Raw genomic sequence first — 22,565 nt, forward strand, 5'->3', positions numbered from 1 at the left:
AGCTCAGGTCGCTGGTACGGCCTTCGGCTGCGCGCCCTCGGGCAACGTCAGCGGAAGCTGCTCACCGACGGGCATCGCGTGCGCGCCGCGACGTACGGCGACCTGCGCGATCGCGCTCTCCCACTCACCAGCAGCCTCGGGGTCACGGGCCGGCTCGCCGAGGAACGTCGCGCGCAGGAGCCAGCGGGGACCGTTGATGCCGATCACCCGCGAGGTCTGGGTGCCCGCGACCCCGTCGGCGCGGGTCATGCCGACCTCGCACACCAGCTCGGTGCCGAAACGACCCTCGCGCTCGGTCGCGGTGCCACCCCGCCGGGCGGCGTCGGCCGCGATCTGGGGACGGATGTCGCTCCAGAGGTCACCGTTGCGGGGAGCCGCGAACGCGCGCAGCTCCAAGGCACCGGCATCGGTCGCGAGCAGCACAGCCCGTACCTCTCCCGACTTCTCGTCGACCTGCACCCGCAGCTCGCGATCAGCGAGAGGGGCGACCAGGAGGGAGCCCAGGTCGAGGCGGGCCACGCCGTCCTCGGGCAGCTCGTCCGCGTCGAAGGGGCCGGCATCGCTCGGCTCGATCTCGGCGCCTTCAGCGCCGTCACCGGCAGCCTGGTTCGCGGCAGCCTCGTCAGCTGCCTTGCGCCGCAACCTCACGTCATCTCCTCCTCGGGCCCGCCCTCGCGGGCGACCAGAACTCCAGGGATCAGGCGAACCCTCCAGTAGAACCGTAGCCGCCGCTGCCACGAACGGTGTCGGGAAGGGCCTCGACGGCCGTGAACCGGGCCCGCTCGAAGCGCTGGATGACCAGCTGGGCGATCCGGTCCCCCCGCTTCAGCACGATCTCCTCGGTCGGGTCGTGGTTGATCAGCAGCACCTTGATCTCGCCCCGGTAGCCCGAGTCGACGGTCCCCGGAGTGTTCACGATCGACAGTCCGTGGCGCGCGGCGAGGCCGGAGCGGGGGTGCACCAGCGCGACGAACCCGTCCGGCAGCGCGATGGCGATCCCGGTGGGCACGAGCGCCCGCTCCCCCGGCCCCAGGGTCACGTCGACGGTGGACACCAGGTCGGCGCCGGCGTCTCCGGGGTGGGCGTAGGCGGGGAGGGGCAGTCCCTCGTCGAGCTGCTGGACTGCGATCACGAGGTCGTCGGGCACGGGGAGACCCTAACGACAGGCCGCTGCGGGGCGGATGGGATCATCCTCCGCGTGACCCAAAGCGCCCCGACCGCCTACCACGAGCGCCTGCGGGTCCCGCTGCGCTGGTGGGCCCAGGGCACGATGTTCATCGCCACGTTCTGGCTGGCGATGGTGGTGGCGCTCGCCGATGCCGCGCCGTGGCTGGCCTGGGTGGTCACCGGTGTCCTGCTCAGCGCGCTCGCGCTCTTCCTCCGCTCCTACGGCGACGCACGGCTCGTCGTGGCCGACGGCTGGTTCCGTGCGGGACGCGCGCGCATCGAGATGCATCACATCGGCGCCGTCGACGCGCTCGACGCCGACGAGACCCGCCGTGTGTCCGGCCGGGACGCGGACGCCCGCGCCTACCTCGTGCTGCGTCCCTACCTCCACCGATCGGTCCGGGTGGAGATCACCGACCCGAGCGACCCGGCGCCGTACTGGCTGGTCAGCTCGCGGCACCCCCGGGCGCTCGCCAGCGCACTCGACGCTGCGAGGTCGAACACCGGGCAGTAGGCTCGTTGCCATGGCAAAGGACAGCTCCAAGGTCTGGTCCGCGTTCTCCCTCGTGGCGGCGCTCGGCGCAGCGGCGGTCGCGAAGAAGGCCCTCGACGGCAGTTGGAAGGCCGCAACCGGGAAGCAGCCGCCGACCAACCCCGCCGACCCCGATGTCGACGTCTGGGAGGCCGTGGCCTGGGCCGCCGCCAGCGGCACCTTCGTCGCGCTGGCCAAGATGCTGGCCCAGCGTCGGGCGGCCGGCTACTACCTCAAGTCCACCGGTGAGCTGCCGCCGCCGCTCCGCAAGGACGCGACGGCCTGAGTCAGGGCTGGGTCAGGGCTGAGTCAGGCCTGAGTCCGGCCTGGGTGAGGCACAGCGGCGCTCGGTGCGCGCCGGCTGGCGAGATCGCCGCCGGGTGCGTGCCGAGCACCACTGAACCTCACGCGCAGTCGAAGCAGATCATCTTCTTCGCGTCGGCCAGCTGGCTGCGGTGGTGCACCAGGAAGCAGCTCATGCAGGTGAACTCGTCGTCCTGCTTGGGCTTGACCTCGACGGCCAGCTCCTCGTGCGACAGGTCGGCGCCGGGGAGCTCGAAGGCCTCGGCGGCCTCCGTCTCGTCCTCGTCGACCTTGCCGGAATTCTTGTCGTGACGTCGCGCCTTGAGCTCTTCGATGCTCTCCTCGGACTGCTCGTCCTCGTTCTTGCGCGGTGCGTCGTAGTCAGTAGCCATGACGTGTCTCACTCCCCTCAGGTGGCCGGCCCGCTGCCATGGTTGTGTGCGGAGCGGCGCGGCAGATTGTGCACCATCGGTGCCGGGTCACGACAACCGGGTTGATGCGAGTCGCCACAACCTTCTCCGGGTGGTTCCTATTCCCGGAGGAAACCGGCTGACCGGACTGCGGACAGCAGCTCGTCGAAGCCGTGATCCGGGCCACAGACGACCAGGTCCCGGCCGCCTGCGCCGGTCCTCACCTCCAGGCGCGCGCCGGCGAGTCGGGCGATCAGCCCGGCGGCGGCGTGGTCCCACAGGTTGACGCCTTCCTCGACGTACCCGTCGAGGCTCCCGGAGGCCACCGCACACAGGTCGAGCGCGCACGAGCCGGAGCGTCGGATGTCGCGGACCTCGGGCAGCAGGCGGGCGACCGCGGCGCCCTGCACGACGCGTACGTCGCGGAGGTAGCTGAAGCCGGTGGCGACCAGTCGCTGGGCGAGCGGGGCCGGGTCGCGCACGGAGAGCACCTCGCCGTCGCGCGTGGCGGGACCGCCGAGCCGCCCGGCATGGACGATCCCGCGGGCGACGTCGACCACGACGCCGGCGACCACCTCACCGTCCACCTCGGCTGCGATGGACACCGCGAAGGCGGGCAGGCCGTAGAGGAAGTTCACGGTCCCGTCGATGGGGTCGACGATCCACCGGACACCCGAGGTGCCGGCGACGTCGTCACCCTCCTCGCCCAGGAACGCGTCGTGGGGCCTGGCCCGCAGGATGTGGCGCCGGATCAGCTCCTCGCTCGCCCGGTCCGCCACCGTGACCACGTCGATGTCACTGGACTTCGTCGCGGCGACCCGGACCGTGCCCCGGGCGTGCTCGCGCACGAGTTCTGCCGCCTCGAGAGCTGCCGTGTGAGCCAGGTCGAGCAGCTCGGCCGGCGTGACGTCGGCCCCCGCGCTCATCCGCGCACGGGCGTGGACGCGGGGCGACCGCTGCCGCAGCAGCCCAGGGGGCACTGGTCGTGCGAGGGCCCCCGGATGCCGAGCGCGGGGCGGACGACGTCCTCGCCCCGCTCCGTGGCAGCACGCTCGAGGACGAGCTCGCGCAGTGCGGTGACGAACGCCGGGTGGGTCCCGGCGGACGCCGCGCGACGGGCCGGGAGGCCCAGCCGCTCGGCCGTGGCGAGCGCCTCGGTGTCGAGGTCGTAGACGACCTCCATGTGGTCCGAGACGAACCCGACCGGGATCAGCACCACGGCCGGCACCTCACCGACCAGCTCCTCGAGGCGGTCGTTGACGTCGGGCTCGAGCCACGGCGTCTGCGGCGAGCCGGAGCGCGAGCAGTAGACGAGCTCGTGGCTGCGCGCCACCCCGGTCGCCTCGGCGACCGCGTCGGCTACCACCTGGGCGACGTCGAGGTGCTGGGCGACGTACGCGCCTCCCTCGGGCCCACTGGCCTCGCTCATGGAGGTCGGGATCGAGTGCGTGACGAAGACCAGGCGCGCGCCGTCGCGGACGTCGTCCGGGAGGCCGCTCAGCGCGTCGAGGACGCCGTCGGCCGTCGCGGTGACGAAGCCCGGGTGGTTGTAGTAGGCCCGGACCTTGTCCAGCCGTGGCGCGGTGGCCCCCTCCGGGAGCGCGTCGAGTGCGCCGGCGAGGTTGTCGCGGTACTGGCGACAACTGGACCACGAGGAGTACGCCGACGTGACCAGGCAGAGCGCCCGTGTGACCCCGTCGGCAGCCATCCGGGCAACCGTGTCGGGGAGGTAGGGCTCCCAGTTGCGGTTGCCCCAGTAGACGGGCAGGTCCAGGCCGTGGGCGGCCAGGTCCTCCTCGAGCGCGGCGATGAGCGCCTTGTTCTGGTCGTTGATCGGCGACTTCCCGCCGAATCCGAAGTAGTGCTGACCGACCTCCTCGAGGCGCTCACGCGGGATGCCGCGCCCCCGGGTGACGTTCTCGAGGAAGGGGACGACGTCCTCGGGCTTCTCGGGGCCTCCGAAGGAGACGAGGACGACGGCGTCATAGGGATCGGGATTCGGCACACGTCCATCGTAGGGAGCACCATGACATCGCCATGTTGCAGACCTATCGCCAGATCTTCACGCCGGCCACCGCACTGTTCAGCCTGACCGGCCTCGTCGCGCGCCTGCCGATCTCCATGGTGGGCCTCGGCATCGTGCTGCTCGCCGAGCACGAGACGGGTTCGTACGCCTTCGCCGGCTCGGTCTCGGCGGTCGCCCTGGTCGCCAATGCGGCCCTTGCGATCCCCCAGGGCCGGCTGATCGACCGCCTCGGCCAGGCGCGGGTCCTCCCGGTCGTGATCACCGCCTGGGGCATCGGACTGGCACTGGCCATGGGCTCCCTGCGCTGGGACTGGCCGACCTGGTCGACGTACGTCCTCGCGGCCCTCGCCGGCGCTGCGCTGCCGTCGGTCGGCACCTGCGTCCGGGCCCGGTGGTCCCACGTCCTGTCCGACCAGCCCGAGCGGCTGCACACGGCGTTCTCCTTCGAGGCCGTGGCCGACGAGGCCGTTTTCATCGCCGGACCGGTCGCGGTCACCCTGCTGGCGACCGCGGTCGACCCGAACGCCGGCCTGCTCGCCGCGCTCGTGGCGGGACTGCTCGGCACCTGGGCGTTCGCCGTGCAGCGCGGCACCGAGCCTCCGGCTCACCCGCGCGAGGTCGAGCACACTTCCCGGCCGCCCATCCCCTGGTCCGCGATCGTGCCGCTCACGATGGTCGGCGCGGCGATGGGCATCCTGTTCGGCTCGGCCGAGGTGGTCACCGTCGCCTTCGCCGACGAGGAGGGGCACAAGTCGCTCGCCGGCGTCATGCTGGCGATCTGGGCCCTCGGCAGCCTGGCGGCCGGCGTCGTGTCGGGTGCCATCTCGTGGCGGCGCGGCCCGCTGGCCCGGCTGCGGATCGGCGCCCTCGGGATGGCGCTGGCGATGGCTCCGCTCGCCTTCGTGCCGTCCCTCCCGGTCCTCGCGGTGGTGCTGCTCATCGGCGGCATCGCGATCTCCCCGACCCTGATCGCCACGATGTCGCTGGCCGAGCAGGTCCTGCCCACCTCGCGGCTGACCGAGGGCATGGCGTTCATCCAGACCGGTCTCGCGCTCGGGCTCGCCCCCGGCGCCGCGGTCGCGGGCGTCGTCGTCGACGAGGCCGGCGCCTCCCCGGCGTACCTCGTCTGCCTCGCCGGCGGGATCCTCGCGCTGACCGGCGCGCTGCTGGTCCGTGCCGCGGACTCCCCGACTACCGTGCCCTCCCATGAGCACGTGGCGTAACTGGTCGGGACTGGAGTCCGCGTCAGGCCTCGAACAGGTCACTCCCGCGACCCGTGAGGAGGTCGTCGGGATCGTCTCCGGCGCCCGGGCGGCCGGACGCACCGTGAAGGCGGCCGGCACCGGCCACAGCTTCACCGCGATCGCACGGCCCGAGCACGTCCAGCTCCTGCCCGACCGGATGCGGGGCATCGTGGCCGTCGACCGGGACGCGATGACGGTCACGGCCCTCGCCGGAACGCAGCTCAAGGTCTTCAACGTCGAGCTCGAACGGCTCGGGCTGAGCCTGCACAACATGGGTGACATCGCCGAGCAGACCCTCGCCGGCGCGGTGTCGACCGGCACGCACGGGACCGGCGGGCGGGCGGCCGGGCTCGCCGCCCAGGTCGTCGGCTTCGAGCTGGTCACCGGGACGGGCGAGGTGCTGAGCGTGTCCGCGACCGAGAACCCGGACGTCCTCTCGCTCGGTCGCGCCGGGCTGGGCGCCCTGGGGGTGATCGTCACGCTGACCTTCGCCGTCGAGCCCCTGTTCCTGATCCGTGCCGTGGAGCAGCCGATGAGCTGGGACGACGCGTTCGCCGCGTTCGACGACCTCACGGCCGCCCACGACCACGTCGACATGTACTGGTTCCCGCACACCGACCGGGTGCTCACCAAGCGCAACACGCGCCTGGGCACCGACCTGGCCGGCGTCGAGCCGCTTCCCCGGTGGCGGGCCTGGCTGGACGACGACCTGCTCTCCAACACCGTCTTCGGCACCCAGACCGCGGCCCTGAACCTCGCCCCGCGGGCGATCCCGGCCGCCAACCGTTTCGCGTCGCGCCTGCTGGGAGCCCGCTCCTACACCGACGTCGCGCACCGGGTCTTCACGACCGAGCGACGCGTCGTGTTCCGCGAGATGGAGTACGCCGTGCCGCGCGAGGCGGGGCTGACCGCGCTGCGCGAGTGCCGGGCCGCCTTCGAGCGGTCCGGCCTGACGGTGTCCTTCCCCGTCGAGATCCGGGTCGCGCCCGCCGACGACGTCGCGCTGTCGACCTCCTACGGGCGCGACTCGTTCTACCTCGCGTTCCACACCCACCGCCGGGCCGACCACACGGCCTACTTCGCGCTGCTGGAGCCGATCATGCGCGCCCACGGCGGACGCCCGCACTGGGGCAAGGTGCACACGCTCGGTGCGGCCGACCTGGCTCCCCTGTACCCGCGCTTCGACGACTTCGTCGCCCTGCGGAACCGGCTCGATCCCGATCGCGTGCTCACCAACCCCTACCTCGACCGGGTCCTCGGCGCGTGAAGCCCGCCGCTCCCTGTCCCTGTGGCACGGAACGTCGCTACGACGCCTGCTGCGGGCGCTTCCACTGTGGCACCGCCGAACCCGACACGGCCGTGGGCCTGATGAGGTCGAGGTACGCCGCGTTCGTGGCGGGCGAGACGTCGTACCTCCTCCGGACGTGGCATCCCGCGACCCGGCCCGAGAGAATCGACCTGGACGACGGGGTGCGCTGGACCGGCCTCGAGGTCCTCGGCGCCGAGGCAGGTGGGCCCGACGACCGGCGCGGCACCGTCGAGTTCCGTGCGCACCACGTCGCCGCGGGCATCGAGGGGAGCCTGCACGAGTTGAGCCGGTTCCGCCGCGACAACGGGACCTGGCGCTACGTGCGAGGTCGGGCGAGGTGGTCGTGACCACGTCGGTCATGACCAAAAATGTCGACACATCGCCACACGCGGGTGCGGCAACCCGATCCGGGCACGCCGCGGGCGTAGGCTCGCCCTCGTGATGAACGAGGCGGAGTCGACGACCGGTCAGGCGATCCCGCCCGTGTCCGTCGGCAAGATCCGGCTCAGCCTCGCGGGCACCTCCCGGGACCGTGACCGCCTGCTGCTGGTGGACGACCAGGGCGGCGAGTTCACCCTCGAGATCACGCCCGACCTCCGCGCGGCGGTGCGCGGTGAGACAACCCGTCTCGGCCAGTTGGAGATCAAGATGAGCAGCAGCATTCGTCCCCGCGAGATCCAGATCCGCATCCGTGCGGGCGAGTCCGCCGAGACCGTCGCCGAGGCCGCCGGCACGACGGTCGAGGCGATCATGCCGTACGTCGCGCCCGTGCTCGCCGAGCGCGAGCACGTCGCCGAGCGCGCCCTCAAGGCGTCGCTGCGCCGGGCGCCGAGCGAGTCCGCCGTCGCGCACACCCAGAGCAGGGTCCTCGGGGATGCCGTCGCCGCACACCTGCGGGGTGCCGGCGACGACCCCTCCGAGGTCACCTGGGACGCCTACCGACGCGAGACCGGCCGCTGGGTGCTGACGGCGGAGTTCACGAGTTCCGCGCGCACCGGCACCGCCCGCTTCACCTACGACGCGCCCGGCAACTACGCGCTCTGCGACAACGACGAAGCGCGCTGGCTCGTCGGCGACGTCGTCGCCGATCCGGTCGCGACCACCCGTGACGACCTCCAGCAGGTGCGCGAGCGCCGCCTGGCCGCCGTACCCGCCGACGAGCTGCCGCTCGGCGACCTCGAGGGCTCGGCACCTGCCGCCCCCGCGGCACCGGCGGCCGCCCTCGACGAGCCCTACGACGAACCCTTCGACCAGCAGCTCGACCTGCCGGTCGAGCCGACGCCGGCTCCCGTGGTCGACGAGCCGATCCGGGCCACCGTCGAGGAGCCCGCCGCGAGCGAGTCGACACCCGCCGCCAGCGCGAGCGAGGCCGAGCAGGCCAAGCACCGCCGCCCCGTGCAGAAGAAGCGCGGACGCGCGTCCGTGCCGAGCTGGGACGAGATCATGTTCGGCGGCTCGGACCAGGCCTAGGAACGCCCCGCCAACGCCCCCCCACGAAGGCCCCGGTGGGCGTAGCCTTCGCGCATGTCCTACTTCGTGACCGGCGCCACAGGTTTCATCGGGCGTCATCTCGTCCCCGAGCTCATCGAGAACCGTGAAGGCCCGATCCACGTCCTCGTGCGGTCCTCGTCGCTGTGGCGGATGGAGGCGCTGATCCGCCAGTGGGGCTCGGACCGGGTCCGTGCGGTGGTCGGCGACCTGGGGCAACCCGGTCTCGGCGTACCCGAGGAGTGGATCGCCGAGCACGGCGGTTCGGTCGAGCACTTCTTCCACCTGGCGGCGATCTACGACATCACCGCCGATGACGCGACCAACGACGCGATGAACATCGACGGGACCCGCAACGCGCTGACCCTCGCGGAGAGCCTGTCGGTCGGTTGCTTCCACCAGGTGTCGTCCGTCGCGGCGGCCGGTGACTTCCACGGCCGGTTCGACGAGACGATGTTCGAGGAGGGCCAGCCGCTCCCCTCGCCGTACCACCGCACGAAGTACGAGTCCGAGAAGATCGTCCGCGACCAGGCCAGCGTGCCGTGGCGCGTCTACCGGCCCGCGATCGTGGTCGGACACTCCGAGACCGGAGCGATGGACAAGCTCGACGGTCCCTACTACTTCTTCCCCGTGATCAAGCGGCTGCGCGACAGCCTGCCGTCGTGGCTGCCGCTCGTCGGCGTCGACCTCGGCGACACCAACCTGGTGCCGGTCGACTACGTCGCCAAGGCGATGGACCACCTCGCGCACCTCCCCGACCGCGACGGCGAGGCGTTCCACCTGGTCAACCCCGAGCCGCAGTCGGTCGTGGAGATGATCAACGCCTTCTGCACCGCCGCCGGTGCCCCGCGGTTCGCCACGCCCCTGGACCGCACCATCACGACGGCCGGTCCGTTCGGCCTGATCCCCCGGGCCCTGCGCCCGATCAACCTGATGAACGCCGTCGTGCGGTCCGCGCCTGCGCAGATGGTGCTCGACCAGACCGTCGGACGACTCGGCATCCCTGCCGAGGTGCTCGCCCACACGTCCTTCCCGTCCGTGTTCGACTCCCGGATCACCGAGAAGGCGCTGTCCGGCTCGGGCCTCAGCGTGCCCCCACTGGAGACCTACGCCCGGGCGCTGTGGTCGTACTGGGAGGAGAACCTCGACGACAGCCTCGCCCGGGACAGCAAGGCCCGCGCCGCGCTCAGCGGCAAGACCGTCGTGATCACCGGTGCGTCCTCCGGCATCGGCAAGGTCGTCGCGCTCAAGGTCGCGCAGGCCGGCGGCATCCCGGTGCTGGTGGCCCGCGGCAAGGAGAAGCTCGAGGAGACCAAGGCCGTCATCGAGTCGCGCGGGGGCACGGCGTACGTCTTCCCGTGCGACCTCTCCGACCTGGAGGCCATCGACCGCCTCTGCGAGCAGATGGTCGCCGAGCTGCCGAGCGTGGACTACGTCGTCAACAACGCCGGCCGCTCGATCCGGCGTTCGCTGAAGCTGTCGCACGACCGCTTCCACGACTTCGAGCGCACCATGCAGCTCAATTACTTCGGCGCGATCCGGCTGGTGATGGGCCTGATGACCCAGCTGCACAGCCAGCGCTCGGGGCACATCGTGAACATCTCCTCGATCGGTGTGCAGACCAACCCGCCGCGATTCTCCGCCTACGTCGCCTCGAAGGCCGCGCTCGACGCCTGGAGCAACGTCGTGTCCTCCGAGGTCGTCGGCCACGGCATCACCTTCACCAACGTGCACATGCCGCTGGTGCGGACGCCGATGATCGCGCCGACCAAGATCTACGACAAGTTCCCCACCATCTCCCCCGCCCAGGCCGCCGACGTCGTGGTGCGGGCGATGGTCGACAAGCCGCACGAGATCAACACCACCCTCGGCACCGCCGGGGCGCTCGCGCACACGATCGCGCCGCGCACCGCCTTCCGGGTGCTCAACCTCGCCTACAAGGTGTTCCCCGACTCGGCCGCCGCCAAGGGTCAGAACCCGACCTCCCAGGCTGCTGCGGCCGCCGAGGAGGCGCCCGCCTCCAACCGGCGCGAGACCGAGCAGATGCTCCTCGCGCAGCTCTTCCGCGGGGTCCACTGGTAGTCCGCCACCGGCTGCCTGTGGAGGACGGGCACACCCGACGGCGAGATCGGGCAGGCTCACGGTCGTGCCGACCGGACCGGGACTCCAGGAGCCGGTGCCCTACCTGCTGGAGCGGGTGCTGCGGGGCGCCGTGGTGGCCCACGCCCGGGCCGAACGGCGACGTCTGCACCCGATGGTCCTCCACGTCGGCCTGCCCGGTGGGAGGGTGCGGTCCTTCGAGCTCAGTCCTGTCGACCGACTCGACCACGCGTTGCGGACCGAGATCATCGAGGCGATGGCCCGCGAGCACCTCGCCCGCGACACCGTCCCGCTGGTGTGGCTGACCAGGCCCCCGACCGCGCCCGACGACGAGGACCTCGACTGGGCGGCCGCCGCGGGGTCCGCCGGAGGCGAGCTCGGCGTGCGGCTCGACGCGGTGGTGATCACCCGTCGGTCGTGGCGCGATCCCCGCTCGGGCGTCGGTCGCAGCTGGACCCGGATCCGTGCCGCGACCAGCTGAGGTCCCCGCTCACCAGGTGTGGACGGGCTGGTTCTCGTGCATGCGGGAGCGGTAGTCGCCGAGCACGGCCCGGAGGGCGTCGTACCGGTCCTCCTCGGAACGCTCGCGCATCTGCCGGGAGAACCACTCGGCGCCATTGGTGCCGAGCAGGCAGCGCTGCTCGATGACGTCGAGGTAGCGGTGTGCCTCGTCCGCACCGACCCCCCAGGCGGCCAGGCCCTCGTGGGCGAGCGGCAACAGGCGCCGCAGGACCAGCTCGGTGGCACTCACCCGGCCGACACCGGGCCAGTAGATCTCGGAGTCGATGCCGTTGCGCGCGCAGGTGTGGAAGTTCTCCTCAGCAGCACTGAAGGACATCTGCGACCACAGCGGACGCTCGTTCTCCGCCAGGGCCCGGACCAGCCCGAAGTAGAACGCGGCGTTCGCCACGGTGTCGATCGCGGTCGGTCCGGCCGCGAGGATCCGGTTCTCGACGCGCAGGTGGGGAAGACCCGCGCTGACGTCGTAGACCGGACGGTTCCAGCGGTAGATCGTGCCGTTGTGCAGCCGCAGCTCGGAGAGGTTCGGCGTCCCGCCCGCCTCGAGCACGGTCAGCGGATCCTCGTCGTCGATGACGGGCAGGAGTGCCGGGAAGTAGCGGACGTTCTCCTCGAAGAGGTCGAACACCGAGGTGATCCAGCGCTCCCCGAACCAGACGCGCGGCCGCACGCCCTGCACCTTGAGCTCCTCGCTGCGGGTGTCGGTGGCCTGCTCGAACAACGGGATCCGGGTCTCGGCCCAGAGCTGCTTGCCCAGGAGGTACGGCGCATTCGCGCCGACGGCGATCTGGACCCCGGCGATCGCCTGGGAGGCGTTCCAGTAGGCCGCGAACTTCTCCGGGCTCACCTGGACGTGGAACTGGGTGCTCGTGCACGCAGCCTCCGGCATGATCGTGTCGACCGTGGTCCGGAGCCGCTCGACGCCCTGGATGTCGATGATGATGTCCTCGCCGCGGGCACCGAGGATCTGCTCGCTGAGCAGCCGGTAGCGCGGGTTGCCACTGATCGCGTCCGACTCGAGGTGCTCGGGCGCCAGGGTCGGCAGGATGCCGATCATCACCTGGTGCGCGCCGATCGCGGCCGCGCGCTCCTCGGCGGCGTTGAGGCTGGTGCGCAGGCGTTCCTCGCAGACGCTCAGCCCGCCACCGGAGAGCGGGCCCGGCGGGAGGTTGAGCTCGATGTTGAACTGACCGAGCTCGGTCTGGAAGTCCGGGTCGGCGATGGCCTCGAGGACCTCGGCGTTGCGCAGTGCCGGGTCGCCCGCCTCGTCGACCAGGTTGAGCTCGACCTCGACGCCGGTCCACGGGTCGTCGGTGTCGAAGGCCGACTCACGCAGCATCCGCTCGAACACGTCGAGACAACGGCGGACCTTCTCGCGGTAGCGGGTCCGGTCCGCAGGCGTGAACTCCTGTGCGACGACGTCATCACCCATGCACCGACCCTACGCACCCCGCGCCTCCGGCGGCAGGCCCGACGTCCAGTCGAAGCCCGCCTCCCACTCCTCGGGCGGCACTGCGTGCTGGAGGAGGAGTCCGAGATCGTGCGCCAGCCCGTGCTCCGGATCGGCTGCCAGGCACCGTTCGACGGCCACCCAGGCGAGGGCACCGTCACCCTCCTGCCAGGCGGCCCACCCCAGGAGCGCCGCGGCCTCCGCGACCAGGTCGTCAGGAGCCCCGCGCACCGCCGCTCTCCAGAGCCGGATGTGCGCGCCAGCGGCCTCGCGACTGATCAGCGACCACGCCGCGTCGCGGACCTGTGGCGCCTGCAGCACCCACAGCAGCCGCGCCAGGGTCGCGTCGTCGGGCGCGGCGCCACTGAAGATCGCCTTCCGCACGGTGCCCTCGACCCACTCGCCGTGGGCACGGATCGCCCGGGCACCGGTGGGTACGCCGCCGTCGGCCAACCCGGTCGCATCCAGGGCGCCGGCGATCCGGGCGACCCGCACCGGATCAGGGTCCAGGGAGGCGACCAGCTCGGACCGGGAGCGGTGAGTGAGGCGCCCGCTGACGATGGCGTCGAGGACGAACGGGTGGCCCTCGACGTCGTACGGCTGACTGACCGAGTCGGGGTCCTCCAGGTCGGCATAGGTCTCGCGGTCGGCCACGAGGGCGAGCAGCACGGCGACCCCCTCCCGTCGCAGCGCCGGGGCGAGCGCCTCGTGCGCCGACTCCGCGGCGGCCCGGTCCTCCGAGTGGTAGAGCAGGACCACGGCGCGAGCTCCGTGCCGACCGGCCGGCTCGGCCAGTGCCGACGCCAGCGTGGCGAGCAGCTCGACGTCGTGGACCTCCAGCGGAGGGAGGTCGATGCGGGCGTGGAAGGGCCGATCGGCCCCGAAGGTCATCATCACGATCGACTCCTCGGGCCAGAACCCGAGCAGGACGGGCGAGATGGCCAGGAAGTCCTCGATGCTCCGGACGGTGTGGGCGGGGGTCGGGAACGGGGGCGTCGTCATGGGGACGACGCTCGCGAATCCCGTCGAGGCCCGCCAGCAACGGTCCGCTCGCCTGTGCACTCGGATCGTGCGCGAGCCTGCCTGTGGATGCGGGGGTGTCCATCAGCGCACCCCGGGCGACTACCGTGACGCCGTGCGCGACCGGTCCTCGATCCTCCATCTGGACCTGGACGCATTCTTCGCCGCCGTCGAGCAACGCGACAAGCCCTCCCTGCGGGGCAAGCCCGTGATCGTCGGCGGGACCGGCGGGCGGGGGGTGGTCTCCACGGCGTCGTACGAGGCGCGCGCCTTCGGCGTCCGGTCGGCCATGTCGACGCGCGAGGCCCGAGCCCGGTGCCCGCACGCGGCCTACCTGTCGGGACGCTTCCACGCCTACCGGGGCGCCAGCACCGCCGTCATGGAGCTGCTGCGCTCCTGCTCGCCGCTGGTCGAGCCGCTCTCCCTCGACGAGGCCTTCGTCGACCTCGAGCAGGCCGGTCTCCCCGATCTGGAGGTCGAGACCGTGACCGCCTTCGCCGAGGACCTGCGCCGACGCGTGCACGAGGTCACCGGCGGACTGACCGCCTCGGTCGGCGTGGCGTCGTCGAAGTTCCTCGCCAAGATCGCCAGCGACCTCGACAAGCCCGACGGCCTCGTCGTGATTCCACCCGGGACCGAGTCGACGCTGCTGCGGCCGCTGCACGTCTCGGTGATCCCCGGGGTCGGCCCCGCGACGGTCGAGCGGCTGCGACGCGGCGGCATCCACACCATCGAGGAGCTGGAGCGGGTCAGCGAGGACGAGCTCGTCAGCCAGGTCGGCAAGTCCTTGGGCCACTCGCTCTTCCACCTCGCCCGCGCCCAGGACGACCGGCCCGTCGTACCCGACCGGGAGACCAAGTCCGTCAGCGTCGAGGGGACCTACGAGCACGACCTGAACGACCGCCGCCAGATGGAGGCGATCGTCGTACGACAGGCCGGCGAGGTCGCGAAGCGGATGAAGGCGAGTGGTCTGTCGGGTCGGACGGTGTCGCTGAAGGTCCGGATGTACGACTTCACCACGCTGAGCCGATCCGCGACGCTGCCCGCTCCGACCGAGGAGGCCGCCACCATCGCCCGGCTCGCGCGGACGCTGCTCGCCGACCTCGACACCTCCGGAGGGGTTCGACTGCTCGGCGTGGGGGTCTCCGGGCTCGCGGACTGGGTCCAGGAGGACCTGTTCGCCCAGGAGGCGGGTGAGGGCGAGACGGCCGAGGAGGAGTCAGAGGCTCCGCCGGTGGAAGCCGGAGCACGCCCCCGCGGCGAGTCCTGGGCTCCCGGCATGGACGTCGTCCACGACGAGCACGGCCGTGGGTGGGTGTGGGGGTCGGGTCGTGGGGTGGTGACGGTCCGGTTCGAGACGGCCGACACGCCGCCGGGTCCCGTCCGTTCCTTCCCCGCCGAGGACCCCGCTCTCCACCGCTGGCGCCCGGCTGAGGAGGACCAACCAGCGGAGCAGTAGCGTTCGCCGCATGTCCGACGAACGACCTGTCCCGCCCCGCGCCGAGGCGCGCCCGGTCACCACCACGCTGCACGGCCAGGAGCGCACCGACGAGTACGAGTGGCTGCGGGCCAAGGAGGATCCCGAGGTGATCGCCCACCTCGAGGCCGAGAACGACTGGACCCAGGCCCGCACGGCGCACCTCGCCGGACTGCGCGGACGCGTCTTCGACGAGATCAAGGCCCGCACCCTCGAGACGGACCTGTCGGTGCCGACCCGGGTGCGCGGCTTCTGGTACTACGGCCGCTCCTTCGAGGGACGCCAGTACGGCGCCAGCTGCCGCGTGCCGGTGAGCGACCCGGCCGACTGGACTCCCCCGCAGCCCGCCGCGGACGCCGACCCCGACCAGCCGGCGCTGCCCGGTGAGGAGACGCTGCTCGATCTCGACGCACTCGCCGAGGGTCACGACTTCTTCTCCCTCGGTGGCTCCTCGATCAGCCCCGACGACCTTCTCCTCGCCTACGCCACCGACGTGGTCGGCGACGAGCGCTACACGGTCCGGGTCCTCGACCTGGCCACCCGCGAGCTGCTCGACGACGTGCTCACCGACGTGCTGGGTGGCGTGACGTGGGCCGGAGCGTCCGACCACTTCTACTACACGACCGTCGACGAGGCCTGGCGTCCCGACAAGGTCTGGCGCCACCGCCTCGGCACCGCCCAGGCCGACGACGAGCTGGTCTTCCACGAGCCCGACGAGCGCTACTTCGTCGGCGTCGGCCGCACCCGCAGCCGCAGGTTCGTGATGATCGCCGCGAGCTCCAAGACCACCTCGGAGTTCCACGTCCTCGACGCGACCGACCCCGGTGCTGCACCGGTCCGGTTCGCCGAGCGGACCGATGGCGTCGAGTACTCCCTCGAGCACGCGGTGATCGGCGGTCGGGACCACTTCCTCGTCCTCCACAACGCCAACGGGCCGGAGTTCGAGCTGGGCCTGGCCCCGGCCGAGCCCACGCCGGTGGCCGGGTGGACCCCGCTGCTCCCCCACGACATCGCGGTGCGCCTGGAGGACGTCGACGCGTTCGCCGATCACCTCGTGGTCTCGCAGCGGAGCAACGGCAGCACCCAGGTCCGGGTCCTCGACCTGGGGCAGGACCCCGCCTCCCCGGTGGTCGGGGACCGTTTCGTCGAGTTCCCCGGCGAGCTCGCGACCGTCGGTGCCGGCGGCAACCCCGCGTGGGAGCAGCCGACGATCCGGGTGGGAATGACCAGCCTGAGCCGACCCTCCGCCGTCTACGACCACGACCTGCGCACCGGTGAGCTGGTGCTGCGCAAGCAGGCCCCCGTGCTCGGCGGCTACGACGCCGACGAGTACGAGGAGCACCGCCTGTGGGCCACCTCGGTCGACGGCGTCCAGGTCCCGATCTCGCTGGTCGTGCGCAAGGGCGTCCGGGGCGCCGCCGGCACCGACCCGGTGCCCGTGCACCTCTACGGCTACGGCGCCTACGAGGCCTCGATCGACCCCTACTTCGCGGTCAGCCGACTCTCGGTCCTCGACCGCGGCGCCGCCTTCGCCATCGCCCACATCCGGGGCGGCGGCGAGATGGGGCGCCACTGGTACGACGACGGCAAGCTCGAGCACAAGCAGCACACGTTCGACGACTTCATCGCCGCCGCGCAGCACCTCGTTGCGACCGGCTGGACGACGGCCGAGCGGATCGTGGGCGAGGGCGCCAGCGCCGGTGGCCTGCTCATCGGGGCCGTCGCCAACCAGGCTCCGGAGTCCTTCGGCGGGTTCGTGGCCGGCGTACCCTTCGTCGACACGCTCACCACGATGCTCGACGCGACCCTGCCGCTGACCGTCCCGGAGTACGACGAGTGGGGCAACCCGACCGACGACCCGGTGGCCTATGCCCGGATCGCTGGCTACGCGCCGTACGAGAACGTCGCCGACCTCCCCTACCCGCCGATCCTCGCCGAGACGTCCCTCAACGACACCCGGGTGCTCTACGTGGAGCCCGCCAAGTGGGTCGCGCGCCTGCGTGAGCGCGCCCCGCACGCGGACGTGCTGCTGCGCACGGAGATGGCGGCGGGCCACGGGGGCGTCTCCGGTCGCTACCGCGCCTGGGAGGACCGGGCCTTCACGATCGCGTGGATCCTGGACCGGCTCGGGCTGGCCGAACAAGAACCACTGGTGAACGGTTCTTGAGAAGAACCTGAGATTCCTTCTCCTTCGCAACTTCCCGGGGCTGCCGAACGTCATTGCGGGTAAGACCAGCACACGTCCGGGGGAATCCCGGACACCCGGGACGTGTTGGGACCACAGGTGCGGATGAGCCCCCGCACGCGAAGGAGGGGATTGCGATGGCCACGGCAACTGCGAACCGACGCAACACGGGACGTGAGATCGAAGGACGCGACAGCGTCGGGCTCTACCTCGACGAGATCGCCCGCACCCCGCTGCTGGACGCCGCCCGCGAGGTCGAGCTCGCCAAGGCGATCGAAGCGGGTCTGTACGCCGAGAGCCTCCTCGCCGAGGGTCGCGTGGGCCGCCGCAAGGGCGGTGCCCCCAAGTTCGCCACCGAGGCCGAGCTCGAATGGATCGCCGAGGAGGGCCGCAAGGCCGTCACGGAGTTCATCAACGCCAACCTCCGTCTCGTGGTGTCCATCGCGCGCAAGTACGGCCGCGCGCAGATGCCGATGCTGGACCTGATCCAGGAGGGCAACACCGGCCTGATCCGCGCCGTCGAGAAGTTCGACTACGCGAAGGGCTACAAGTTCTCCACCTACGCCACCTGGTGGGTCCGCCAGGCCATCACCCGCGGCATCGCGCAGCAGGCCCGCGTCGTGCGCCTCCCCGTGCACGTGGTCGAGGAGCTCAACCAGGTCGGCGGCGCCCGTCGTACCCTCGAGCGCCAGCTCGGCCGCGACCCCGACCCGGAGGAGATCGCCAACGAGCTCGGCCTCGCCGTCGAGCGGGTGCTGGACCTGATGGCGTGGGGCCGCGAGCACGTCAGCCTGGACACCCCGATCGACGAGGACGGCGACACCTCCCTCGGTGACCTGATGGCCCAGGAGACCTCGCCCGGACCGGACCTCACGGTCCTGGACGTCGAGGCGCGCAACCGGCTCAACGACCTGGTCGACCAGCTCGACGAGCGTGCCGCCGACATCATCCGGTCGCGCTACGGCCTGACCGACGGTCGTCAGCACAAGCTCGCCGACATCGGCGTCAAGCACGGCATCTCCGCCGAGCGGGTGCGCCAGCTCGAGCGGGAGGCGCTGCAGAAGCTGCGCCGCCTGGGCGACCCGGACCTGGCGTCCGGCTCGGCCGCCTGACTCAGCCGGCGCTCAACGCCTCGAAGACCTCCGTCACCCGCTGGCGGAGGTCTTCGCGCGTTCCGGTGTTCTCGACCAGGTGGGTGGCGACGGCGCGTCGCTGCTCGCGGGTGGCCTGCGCGGCGATCCGGGAGCGGGCGTCCTCCTCGGTCCAGCCGCGGTCACGGACCATCCGCTCGATCTGGAGCTCCTCGGGGGCGTCCACGACGATGACGGCGTCGAACCCGGCCGCCTGACCCGACTCGACCAGCAACGGGATGTCGTGGACGACGATCGCGTCGGCGGGCGCGGAGGCCTCCAGGGCGGCGTACCTCTCGAAGACGAGCGGGTGCACGATGCCCTCCAGGGTGCGTCGCTTCGCCTCGTCGTTGAAGACGATCGCGCCCATCTTCGGCCGGTCCAGGTCCCCCTCGGGCGTGAGCAGCTCGGGACCGAAGGCCTCGACGACGGCTGCCAGGCCAGGGGTTCCCTTCGCCACGACCTCCCGGGCGAGCTGGTCGGCGTCGATGACGACCGCCCCGAGCTCACGGAGAAGAGTGGACACGGTGCTCTTGCCGGAGGCGATCCCCCCGGTCAGTCCGACGCGCATGCGGTGACCCTACTGTGGCCCCCGTGGACCACCGGGCACTGACTGCTGGCGACCGGGTCGCGCTGCTGGTCCCGGGTTCCCATGCCTACGTCGATGCGGTGTGGCGGCTCCTCACGGCGGGCGTGTTCCCGATTCCCCTGGACCCGCGGCTCACGCAGTCCGAGCGGGACCGGATCCTCGCCGGCCTCGATCCCGCACGGCAGATCACCTCGGAGGCCGAGCTGGACGCCCTGCGCGCCGGTCTCCCCGAGCCCGGCCTGCCACTCGGCCGACCGATGCACTGCACGAGCGGGACGACGGGCGTGCCCAAGGGCGTGTGGTCGGGCCTCCTGGCACCGGCCGACGCCGAGGCCCTGTGGGGCGAGGAGCGGGATCTCTGGGGCTTCACCGCCGATGACGTGAACCTCGTGCTCAGCCCGCTCTACCACTCCGCTCCCCTGCGTTTCGGGCTCGGGACCTTGCTCGCCGGTGGCCGGCTCGTGATCCCCGGCCCGTTCGATCCCGCCGCCGTCACCGAGGCGATCGAGCGTGAGCGACCGACGACGATGTTCTGCGTGCCGACGCACCTGCAGCGGCTCATCGCGCACTGGGACGAGGTCGGCGTCCCCGACCTCTCCAGCTTCCGGCTGGTCGCCCACGCGGGCGCGCCCTGCCCTGTCGAGGTGAAGCGGCGCCTGATCTCGCTGTTCCCCGCCGGATCCACCTGGGAGTTCTACGGCGCGACCGAGGGCCAGTTCACCGCGTGCCGGTCCGAGGAGTGGCTCGAGCGCCCCGGCACCGTGGGCCGCGCCCGTCTCGGCCGGTCGCTGAGCACTGACGCCGACGGCACGCTGTGGTGCACCGTCCCGGACTTCGCCCGGTTCACCTACTACGGCGACCCCGACAAGACGGCAGCCGCCTGGCGTCGTACCCCTGAGGGGGCGGCGTTCTCCGTCGGCGACGCCGGGCGCATCGATGAGGACGGCTACCTCTTCCTCGACGGCCGCCGCATCGACCTGATCATCACCGGTGGCGTCAACGTCTATCCCACCGAGGTCGAGCAGGTCCTCGGCGAGTGCCCCGGCGTCGAGGACGTCGCCGTGTACGCCGTCCCCGACCCCGACTGGGGACAGCGGGTCTGCGCCGCGGTGGTCGGCAGCGCCTCCAGTGCCGACCTCGACGCGTTCGCGCGCGAGCACCTCGCGCCACCCAAGCGGCCGAAGGAGTACGCACACCTGGCAGAGCTGCCGCGGACACTCACCGGAAAGGTGTTGCGAGGCGAGCTGGGAGGCTGAGGGCTCGCCAAGAGCCTCGCCGACGCAGGACTCGTCGACCGCTACCACCGGCTGGCGCCCCCGGCTGGCGCCCCCCGGCTGGCGCCCTCGGCTGGGACCAACGCCTAGGGTTCACGGCATGACATCTCCCCAGATCACACTCGGAGCAGTCAACAGTGAGGCTGCCGATCCCGAGGCTCTCGCGAGGTTCTGGGCAGCTGTCACCGGGGCCACCCAACAGTCGACTGGCGACTCCTTCTACCTTCCGCCGGCCCAGCCGGGTGGCCTGGCGATGTTCTTCCAGCCACTCAACGGTCCCCGGCCTGACCATCAGACGATGCACCTCGACCTGACAGTCCCCTGGGGGCACCGACGAACCGAGGTTGCTCGCCTCGAGAAGCTCGGCGCGACCACGCGCTGGCATGTGTTGGACGAGCACCCACACGTGCAGTGGACGACCATGGCCGACCCCGAGGGCAATCTCTTCTGCCTCGCTGAGCACCCGCCCCCGACCTGAGCCCTGGCCGTCGCTTGGTTTCGGGGTGGCCTCGATCCGTGTCTCGTGCTTCAGTCTGCGAACGCTGCCCGGCCTTGCATGGCCGAGGTGCCAAGGTCGCTCTTCGTCAACGCAGTGCCGGAGTGAACGGCAGCGATCCAGTCCTCGGTGCTCGCCACACCAGCGAGGTTGGACTGCAAGAGCACCATCAGCGTTGCGTGGAGCTCTTCGGCTGACACTTTCCCGGCCTCGTTGGCGAGGTCGATTGCGCCGGTGGCGTCGGAGAGGATCTCGGCGCTCAGACCGAGTTCCTCGGCGCCGAAGACGGTCCCCAGGTCGCAGTTGTTGGTCATGTAGCCCACGATGGTGATGGTGTCGACCTGCTGCTCTGCGAGCCAGGAGGCCACGTCAGTGTCGGCGAACACGCTGGCTTTGTGCTTCACCACCCGCTTCCAGGTCGGCTGAGCCAGTTCCTCGACCTCAGGCCGTAGCGACCAGCTGTGGCTTCCTTCGGCGAAGACTGGAGCGCCCTTCGGGGTCTGGTGCTGCACCACGACGACGGGCAGAGCCTGAGACGTGGCGACCTCGATGGCCTTCGCGATGTTGGCCAGGCTCTGTTCGCGTGAAGGGGCCTGGATCTGCAGAATTCCGTCGAAGTACTCCTGCTGGACGTCGATGACGATCAGGGCGCGGCGCGGGGTGGTCATGGTCTCTCCTGGTGGATGCGATCGGGTGCTCGAGATCAATCGTGGCTCGGCCGGCGGGCTATCGTGAGTGGCGTGAAAGACATCTCTCGATGAGATCGGGCCAGAAGTGCGCATCGTCGTTCATGCCTTCGACGGCATCACCATGTTTCACCTCGCCGCTCCACTGCTCGTCTTCGGCGAGGTGGGCCGGCAGGGTCTCGCCCCCGGCTGGGACCCGCTGGTGTGGACCGCGGACGGGCGCGGCATCCACACAGCTGAGGGGCCGCGGATCGAGCACGTGGCCGGACCCGAGGTCATTGAGGAAGCCGATCTCATCGTCATCCCTTCGTGGCCGACCGATCTCCCCCTTGCTGACCGGTCGTTGATCGACCGGCTTCGTGCGGCACGCGACCGCGGCAGCGTCGTCGCGGGGCTCTGCCTGGGCGCGTTTCCACTCGTTGACAGCGGACTTGCCGACGGACGGGACGTCGTCACCCACTGGGCCATGGTCGACCAGTTGCGGCTACGGCAGCCCGGCTTGAACGTCAACGCGGCCGCGCTCTACCTCGACCACGGCGACGTCGTGACCTCCGCCGGCACCGCCTCCGCCATCGACGCCTGCTTGCACATCGTGCGCTCGCACCTTGGTTCGGACGCGGCGGCCACGGTGGCTCGCCAACTGGTCGTGGCGCCGCACCGCGAGGGCGACCAGGCCCAGTACGTCGCCCGGCCGATGCCTGAGCCTGACGGGGTGGGCCACCTCGGTCCGACCATCGACTGGGCGCTGTCCCAGCTTCAGGAGCCGCTGTCGGTCGACGACCTCGCCGCTCACGCGCGCATGAGCCGACGCAACTTCAACCGCCGCTTCCTGGAGGTGACCGGGTCCACGCCGGCCCGCTGGGTCCTGGCTCGCCGCCTCGACGAAGCGCGTCGACTGCTGGAGACCACCACCTGGCCGATCGCCCGTGTCGCCGAGACCTGCGGTTTCCGGAGCGTCGTGACCTTCCGGCAGAACTTCTCCGCGTCCTACGCGACCACCCCGACGTCGTACCGGCAACGATTCTCACCTCCGAACGAGGATCGCAGATGACGAGAGGTGACCAGCCGCTGTCGAAACGGCGTATCTCTTTGCGCCGCGGCTGCCTACGCAGGTTCCGGTGGTCGACCGAGCCCGGTCGACCACCGGTCAACCCCTGCCG

General features: G+C 71.4%; 23 protein-coding genes. 14 read left to right on the forward strand and 9 right to left on the reverse strand.

Annotation, left to right across the window (positions count from 1 at the left end):
* Positions 1 to 3 precede the first annotated feature (3 nt).
* On the reverse strand, positions 4 to 648 hold the full coding sequence (locus ASE01_RS13525; RefSeq protein WP_056752661.1) for a DUF3710 domain-containing protein: 645 nt from the start codon (positions 646 to 648) through the stop codon (positions 4 to 6).
* Positions 649 to 697: 49 nt separating this feature from the next.
* The gene (dut, locus tag ASE01_RS13530) at positions 698 to 1,147 is read right to left on the reverse strand and encodes a dUTP diphosphatase (protein ID WP_056752664.1); all 450 of its coding nucleotides are present in this window, start codon (positions 1,145 to 1,147) and stop codon (positions 698 to 700) included.
* Positions 1,148 to 1,198: 51 nt separating this feature from the next.
* On the opposite strand from dut, the gene ASE01_RS13535 reads away from it, so the two are divergent.
* Both ASE01_RS13535 and ASE01_RS13540 read left to right on the forward strand, forming a co-directional pair.
* Positions 1,199 to 1,681 (forward strand): DUF3093 domain-containing protein, encoded by a 483-nt coding sequence (locus ASE01_RS13535; RefSeq protein WP_056752669.1) that lies wholly within the window; start codon positions 1,199 to 1,201, stop codon positions 1,679 to 1,681.
* Positions 1,682 to 1,691: 10 nt separating this feature from the next.
* Positions 1,692 to 1,985, forward strand: a complete 294-nt coding sequence (locus ASE01_RS13540) for a DUF4235 domain-containing protein (RefSeq protein WP_056752672.1) — start codon at positions 1,692 to 1,694, stop codon at positions 1,983 to 1,985.
* Between the two features lie 118 nt (positions 1,986 to 2,103).
* On the opposite strand, the gene ASE01_RS13545 is transcribed toward ASE01_RS13540, so the two are convergent.
* The 3 genes from ASE01_RS13545 to ASE01_RS13555 form a co-directional block, all read right to left on the reverse strand.
* Positions 2,104 to 2,394, reverse strand: coding sequence for a DUF4193 domain-containing protein (locus ASE01_RS13545; RefSeq protein ID WP_056752675.1), 291 nt, complete (start codon positions 2,392 to 2,394; stop codon positions 2,104 to 2,106).
* Positions 2,395 to 2,531: 137 nt separating this feature from the next.
* Positions 2,532 to 3,338 carry an inositol monophosphatase family protein gene (locus ASE01_RS13550; RefSeq protein ID WP_056754688.1) on the reverse strand — a complete coding sequence of 269 codons (807 nt, stop codon included), beginning with the start codon at positions 3,336 to 3,338 and terminating at the stop codon, positions 2,532 to 2,534.
* Entirely contained in the window at positions 3,335 to 4,417 is a 1,083-nt protein-coding gene (locus ASE01_RS13555) for a ferrochelatase (RefSeq protein ID WP_056752679.1), read from the reverse strand. The genes ASE01_RS13550 and ASE01_RS13555 overlap by 4 nt, the downstream gene beginning before the upstream one ends.
* A gap of 32 nt (positions 4,418 to 4,449) precedes the next feature.
* Between ASE01_RS13555 and ASE01_RS13560 the strand changes: the two genes are divergently transcribed.
* The 6 genes from ASE01_RS13560 to ASE01_RS13585 all read left to right on the forward strand — a co-directional run bounded on the left by ASE01_RS13560 (position 4,450) and on the right by ASE01_RS13585 (position 11,060).
* Complete coding sequence (locus ASE01_RS13560) at positions 4,450 to 5,661, forward strand: MFS transporter (RefSeq protein WP_056752683.1); 1,212 nt, start codon at positions 4,450 to 4,452, stop codon at positions 5,659 to 5,661.
* The gene (locus ASE01_RS13565) at positions 5,645 to 6,949 is read left to right on the forward strand and encodes a D-arabinono-1,4-lactone oxidase (RefSeq protein WP_056752688.1); all 1,305 of its coding nucleotides are present in this window, start codon (positions 5,645 to 5,647) and stop codon (positions 6,947 to 6,949) included. The genes ASE01_RS13560 and ASE01_RS13565 overlap by 17 nt, the downstream gene beginning before the upstream one ends.
* Positions 6,946 to 7,338: a YchJ family protein gene (locus ASE01_RS13570; protein ID WP_056752691.1), complete on the forward strand. Its 393-nt coding sequence runs from the start codon at positions 6,946 to 6,948 to the stop codon at positions 7,336 to 7,338. The genes ASE01_RS13565 and ASE01_RS13570 overlap by 4 nt, the downstream gene beginning before the upstream one ends.
* 94 nt (positions 7,339 to 7,432) lie before the next feature.
* Complete coding sequence (gene sepH, locus ASE01_RS13575) at positions 7,433 to 8,461, forward strand: septation protein SepH (protein ID WP_056752694.1); 1,029 nt, start codon at positions 7,433 to 7,435, stop codon at positions 8,459 to 8,461.
* 54 nt (positions 8,462 to 8,515) lie between these two features.
* Complete coding sequence (locus tag ASE01_RS13580) at positions 8,516 to 10,561, forward strand: SDR family oxidoreductase (protein WP_056752697.1); 2,046 nt, start codon at positions 8,516 to 8,518, stop codon at positions 10,559 to 10,561.
* A gap of 64 nt (positions 10,562 to 10,625) precedes the next feature.
* Complete coding sequence (locus tag ASE01_RS13585; protein WP_157537343.1) at positions 10,626 to 11,060, forward strand: hypothetical protein; 435 nt, start codon at positions 10,626 to 10,628, stop codon at positions 11,058 to 11,060.
* Positions 11,061 to 11,069: 9 nt separating this feature from the next.
* Here the strand turns inward: ASE01_RS13585 and ASE01_RS13590 are convergent, their stop codons facing one another.
* Positions 11,070 to 12,530, reverse strand: a complete 1,461-nt coding sequence (locus ASE01_RS13590) for a glutamate-cysteine ligase family protein (RefSeq protein ID WP_056752703.1) — start codon at positions 12,528 to 12,530, stop codon at positions 11,070 to 11,072.
* A gap of 9 nt (positions 12,531 to 12,539) precedes the next feature.
* Entirely contained in the window at positions 12,540 to 13,550 is a 1,011-nt protein-coding gene (locus ASE01_RS13595; protein WP_056752706.1) for a DUF4192 domain-containing protein, read from the reverse strand.
* Positions 13,551 to 13,683: 133 nt separating this feature from the next.
* On the opposite strand from ASE01_RS13595, the gene ASE01_RS13600 reads away from it, so the two are divergent.
* The 3 genes from ASE01_RS13600 to ASE01_RS13610 all read left to right on the forward strand — a co-directional run bounded on the left by ASE01_RS13600 (position 13,684) and on the right by ASE01_RS13610 (position 18,342).
* Positions 13,684 to 15,027, forward strand: coding sequence for a DNA polymerase IV (locus ASE01_RS13600; protein WP_056754691.1), 1,344 nt, complete (start codon positions 13,684 to 13,686; stop codon positions 15,025 to 15,027).
* A 10-nt stretch (positions 15,028 to 15,037) separates the two neighbouring features.
* The gene (locus ASE01_RS13605; RefSeq protein WP_056752710.1) at positions 15,038 to 17,212 is read left to right on the forward strand and encodes a S9 family peptidase; all 2,175 of its coding nucleotides are present in this window, start codon (positions 15,038 to 15,040) and stop codon (positions 17,210 to 17,212) included.
* A gap of 155 nt (positions 17,213 to 17,367) precedes the next feature.
* Positions 17,368 to 18,342 carry an RNA polymerase sigma factor RpoD/SigA gene (locus tag ASE01_RS13610; RefSeq protein ID WP_056752713.1) on the forward strand — a complete coding sequence of 325 codons (975 nt, stop codon included), beginning with the start codon at positions 17,368 to 17,370 and terminating at the stop codon, positions 18,340 to 18,342.
* A gap of 1 nt (position 18,343) precedes the next feature.
* Here the strand turns inward: ASE01_RS13610 and coaE are convergent, their stop codons facing one another.
* Positions 18,344 to 18,931, reverse strand: a complete 588-nt coding sequence (coaE, locus tag ASE01_RS13615; RefSeq protein WP_056752716.1) for a dephospho-CoA kinase — start codon at positions 18,929 to 18,931, stop codon at positions 18,344 to 18,346.
* Between the two features lie 23 nt (positions 18,932 to 18,954).
* On the opposite strand from coaE, the gene ASE01_RS13620 reads away from it, so the two are divergent.
* Entirely contained in the window at positions 18,955 to 20,205 is a 1,251-nt protein-coding gene (locus ASE01_RS13620) for a class I adenylate-forming enzyme family protein (RefSeq protein ID WP_235535996.1), read from the forward strand.
* Positions 20,206 to 20,323: 118 nt separating this feature from the next.
* Entirely contained in the window at positions 20,324 to 20,701 is a 378-nt protein-coding gene (locus ASE01_RS25575; RefSeq protein ID WP_056752722.1) for a VOC family protein, read from the forward strand.
* A 50-nt stretch (positions 20,702 to 20,751) separates the two neighbouring features.
* On the opposite strand, the gene ASE01_RS13630 is transcribed toward ASE01_RS25575, so the two are convergent.
* Positions 20,752 to 21,387 carry an isochorismatase family protein gene (locus ASE01_RS13630; RefSeq protein WP_056752725.1) on the reverse strand — a complete coding sequence of 212 codons (636 nt, stop codon included), beginning with the start codon at positions 21,385 to 21,387 and terminating at the stop codon, positions 20,752 to 20,754.
* A 106-nt stretch (positions 21,388 to 21,493) separates the two neighbouring features.
* Here ASE01_RS13630 and ASE01_RS13635 point away from each other — a divergent pair, with 106 nt between their 5' ends.
* Positions 21,494 to 22,456, forward strand: coding sequence for a GlxA family transcriptional regulator (locus ASE01_RS13635; protein WP_056752728.1), 963 nt, complete (start codon positions 21,494 to 21,496; stop codon positions 22,454 to 22,456).
* The last annotated feature ends 109 nt before the right edge of the window (positions 22,457 to 22,565 follow it).

The organism is Nocardioides sp. Root190, from assembly GCF_001428565.1.
In the GTDB taxonomy this organism is placed as follows: Bacteria; Actinomycetota; Actinomycetes; order Propionibacteriales; family Nocardioidaceae; genus Nocardioides.

What these genes read in the sequence shown, in the direction of transcription:
- ASE01_RS13540 (WP_056752672.1), top strand. Translation starts at nt 1,692, where the DNA reads ATGGCAAAGGACAGCTCCAAGGTCTGGTCCGCGTTCTCCCTCGTGGCG.
- ASE01_RS13545 (WP_056752675.1), bottom strand. Translation starts at nt 2,394, where the DNA reads ATGGCTACTGACTACGACGCACCGCGCAAGAACGAGGACGAGCAGTCC.
- ASE01_RS13550 (WP_056754688.1), bottom strand. Translation starts at nt 3,338, where the DNA reads ATGAGCGCGGGGGCCGACGTCACGCCGGCCGAGCTGCTCGACCTGGCT.
- ASE01_RS13560 (WP_056752683.1), top strand. Translation starts at nt 4,450, where the DNA reads ATGTTGCAGACCTATCGCCAGATCTTCACGCCGGCCACCGCACTGTTC.
- ASE01_RS13565 (WP_056752688.1), top strand. Translation starts at nt 5,645, where the DNA reads ATGAGCACGTGGCGTAACTGGTCGGGACTGGAGTCCGCGTCAGGCCTC.
- sepH (WP_056752694.1), top strand. Translation starts at nt 7,433, where the DNA reads ATGAACGAGGCGGAGTCGACGACCGGTCAGGCGATCCCGCCCGTGTCC.
- ASE01_RS13580 (WP_056752697.1), top strand. Translation starts at nt 8,516, where the DNA reads ATGTCCTACTTCGTGACCGGCGCCACAGGTTTCATCGGGCGTCATCTC.
- ASE01_RS13590 (WP_056752703.1), bottom strand. Translation starts at nt 12,530, where the DNA reads ATGGGTGATGACGTCGTCGCACAGGAGTTCACGCCTGCGGACCGGACC.
- ASE01_RS13595 (WP_056752706.1), bottom strand. Translation starts at nt 13,550, where the DNA reads ATGACGACGCCCCCGTTCCCGACCCCCGCCCACACCGTCCGGAGCATC.
- ASE01_RS13605 (WP_056752710.1), top strand. Translation starts at nt 15,038, where the DNA reads ATGTCCGACGAACGACCTGTCCCGCCCCGCGCCGAGGCGCGCCCGGTC.
- ASE01_RS13610 (WP_056752713.1), top strand. Translation starts at nt 17,368, where the DNA reads ATGGCCACGGCAACTGCGAACCGACGCAACACGGGACGTGAGATCGAA.
- coaE (WP_056752716.1), bottom strand. Translation starts at nt 18,931, where the DNA reads ATGCGCGTCGGACTGACCGGGGGGATCGCCTCCGGCAAGAGCACCGTG.
- ASE01_RS25575 (WP_056752722.1), top strand. Translation starts at nt 20,324, where the DNA reads ATGACATCTCCCCAGATCACACTCGGAGCAGTCAACAGTGAGGCTGCC.
- ASE01_RS13630 (WP_056752725.1), bottom strand. Translation starts at nt 21,387, where the DNA reads ATGACCACCCCGCGCCGCGCCCTGATCGTCATCGACGTCCAGCAGGAG.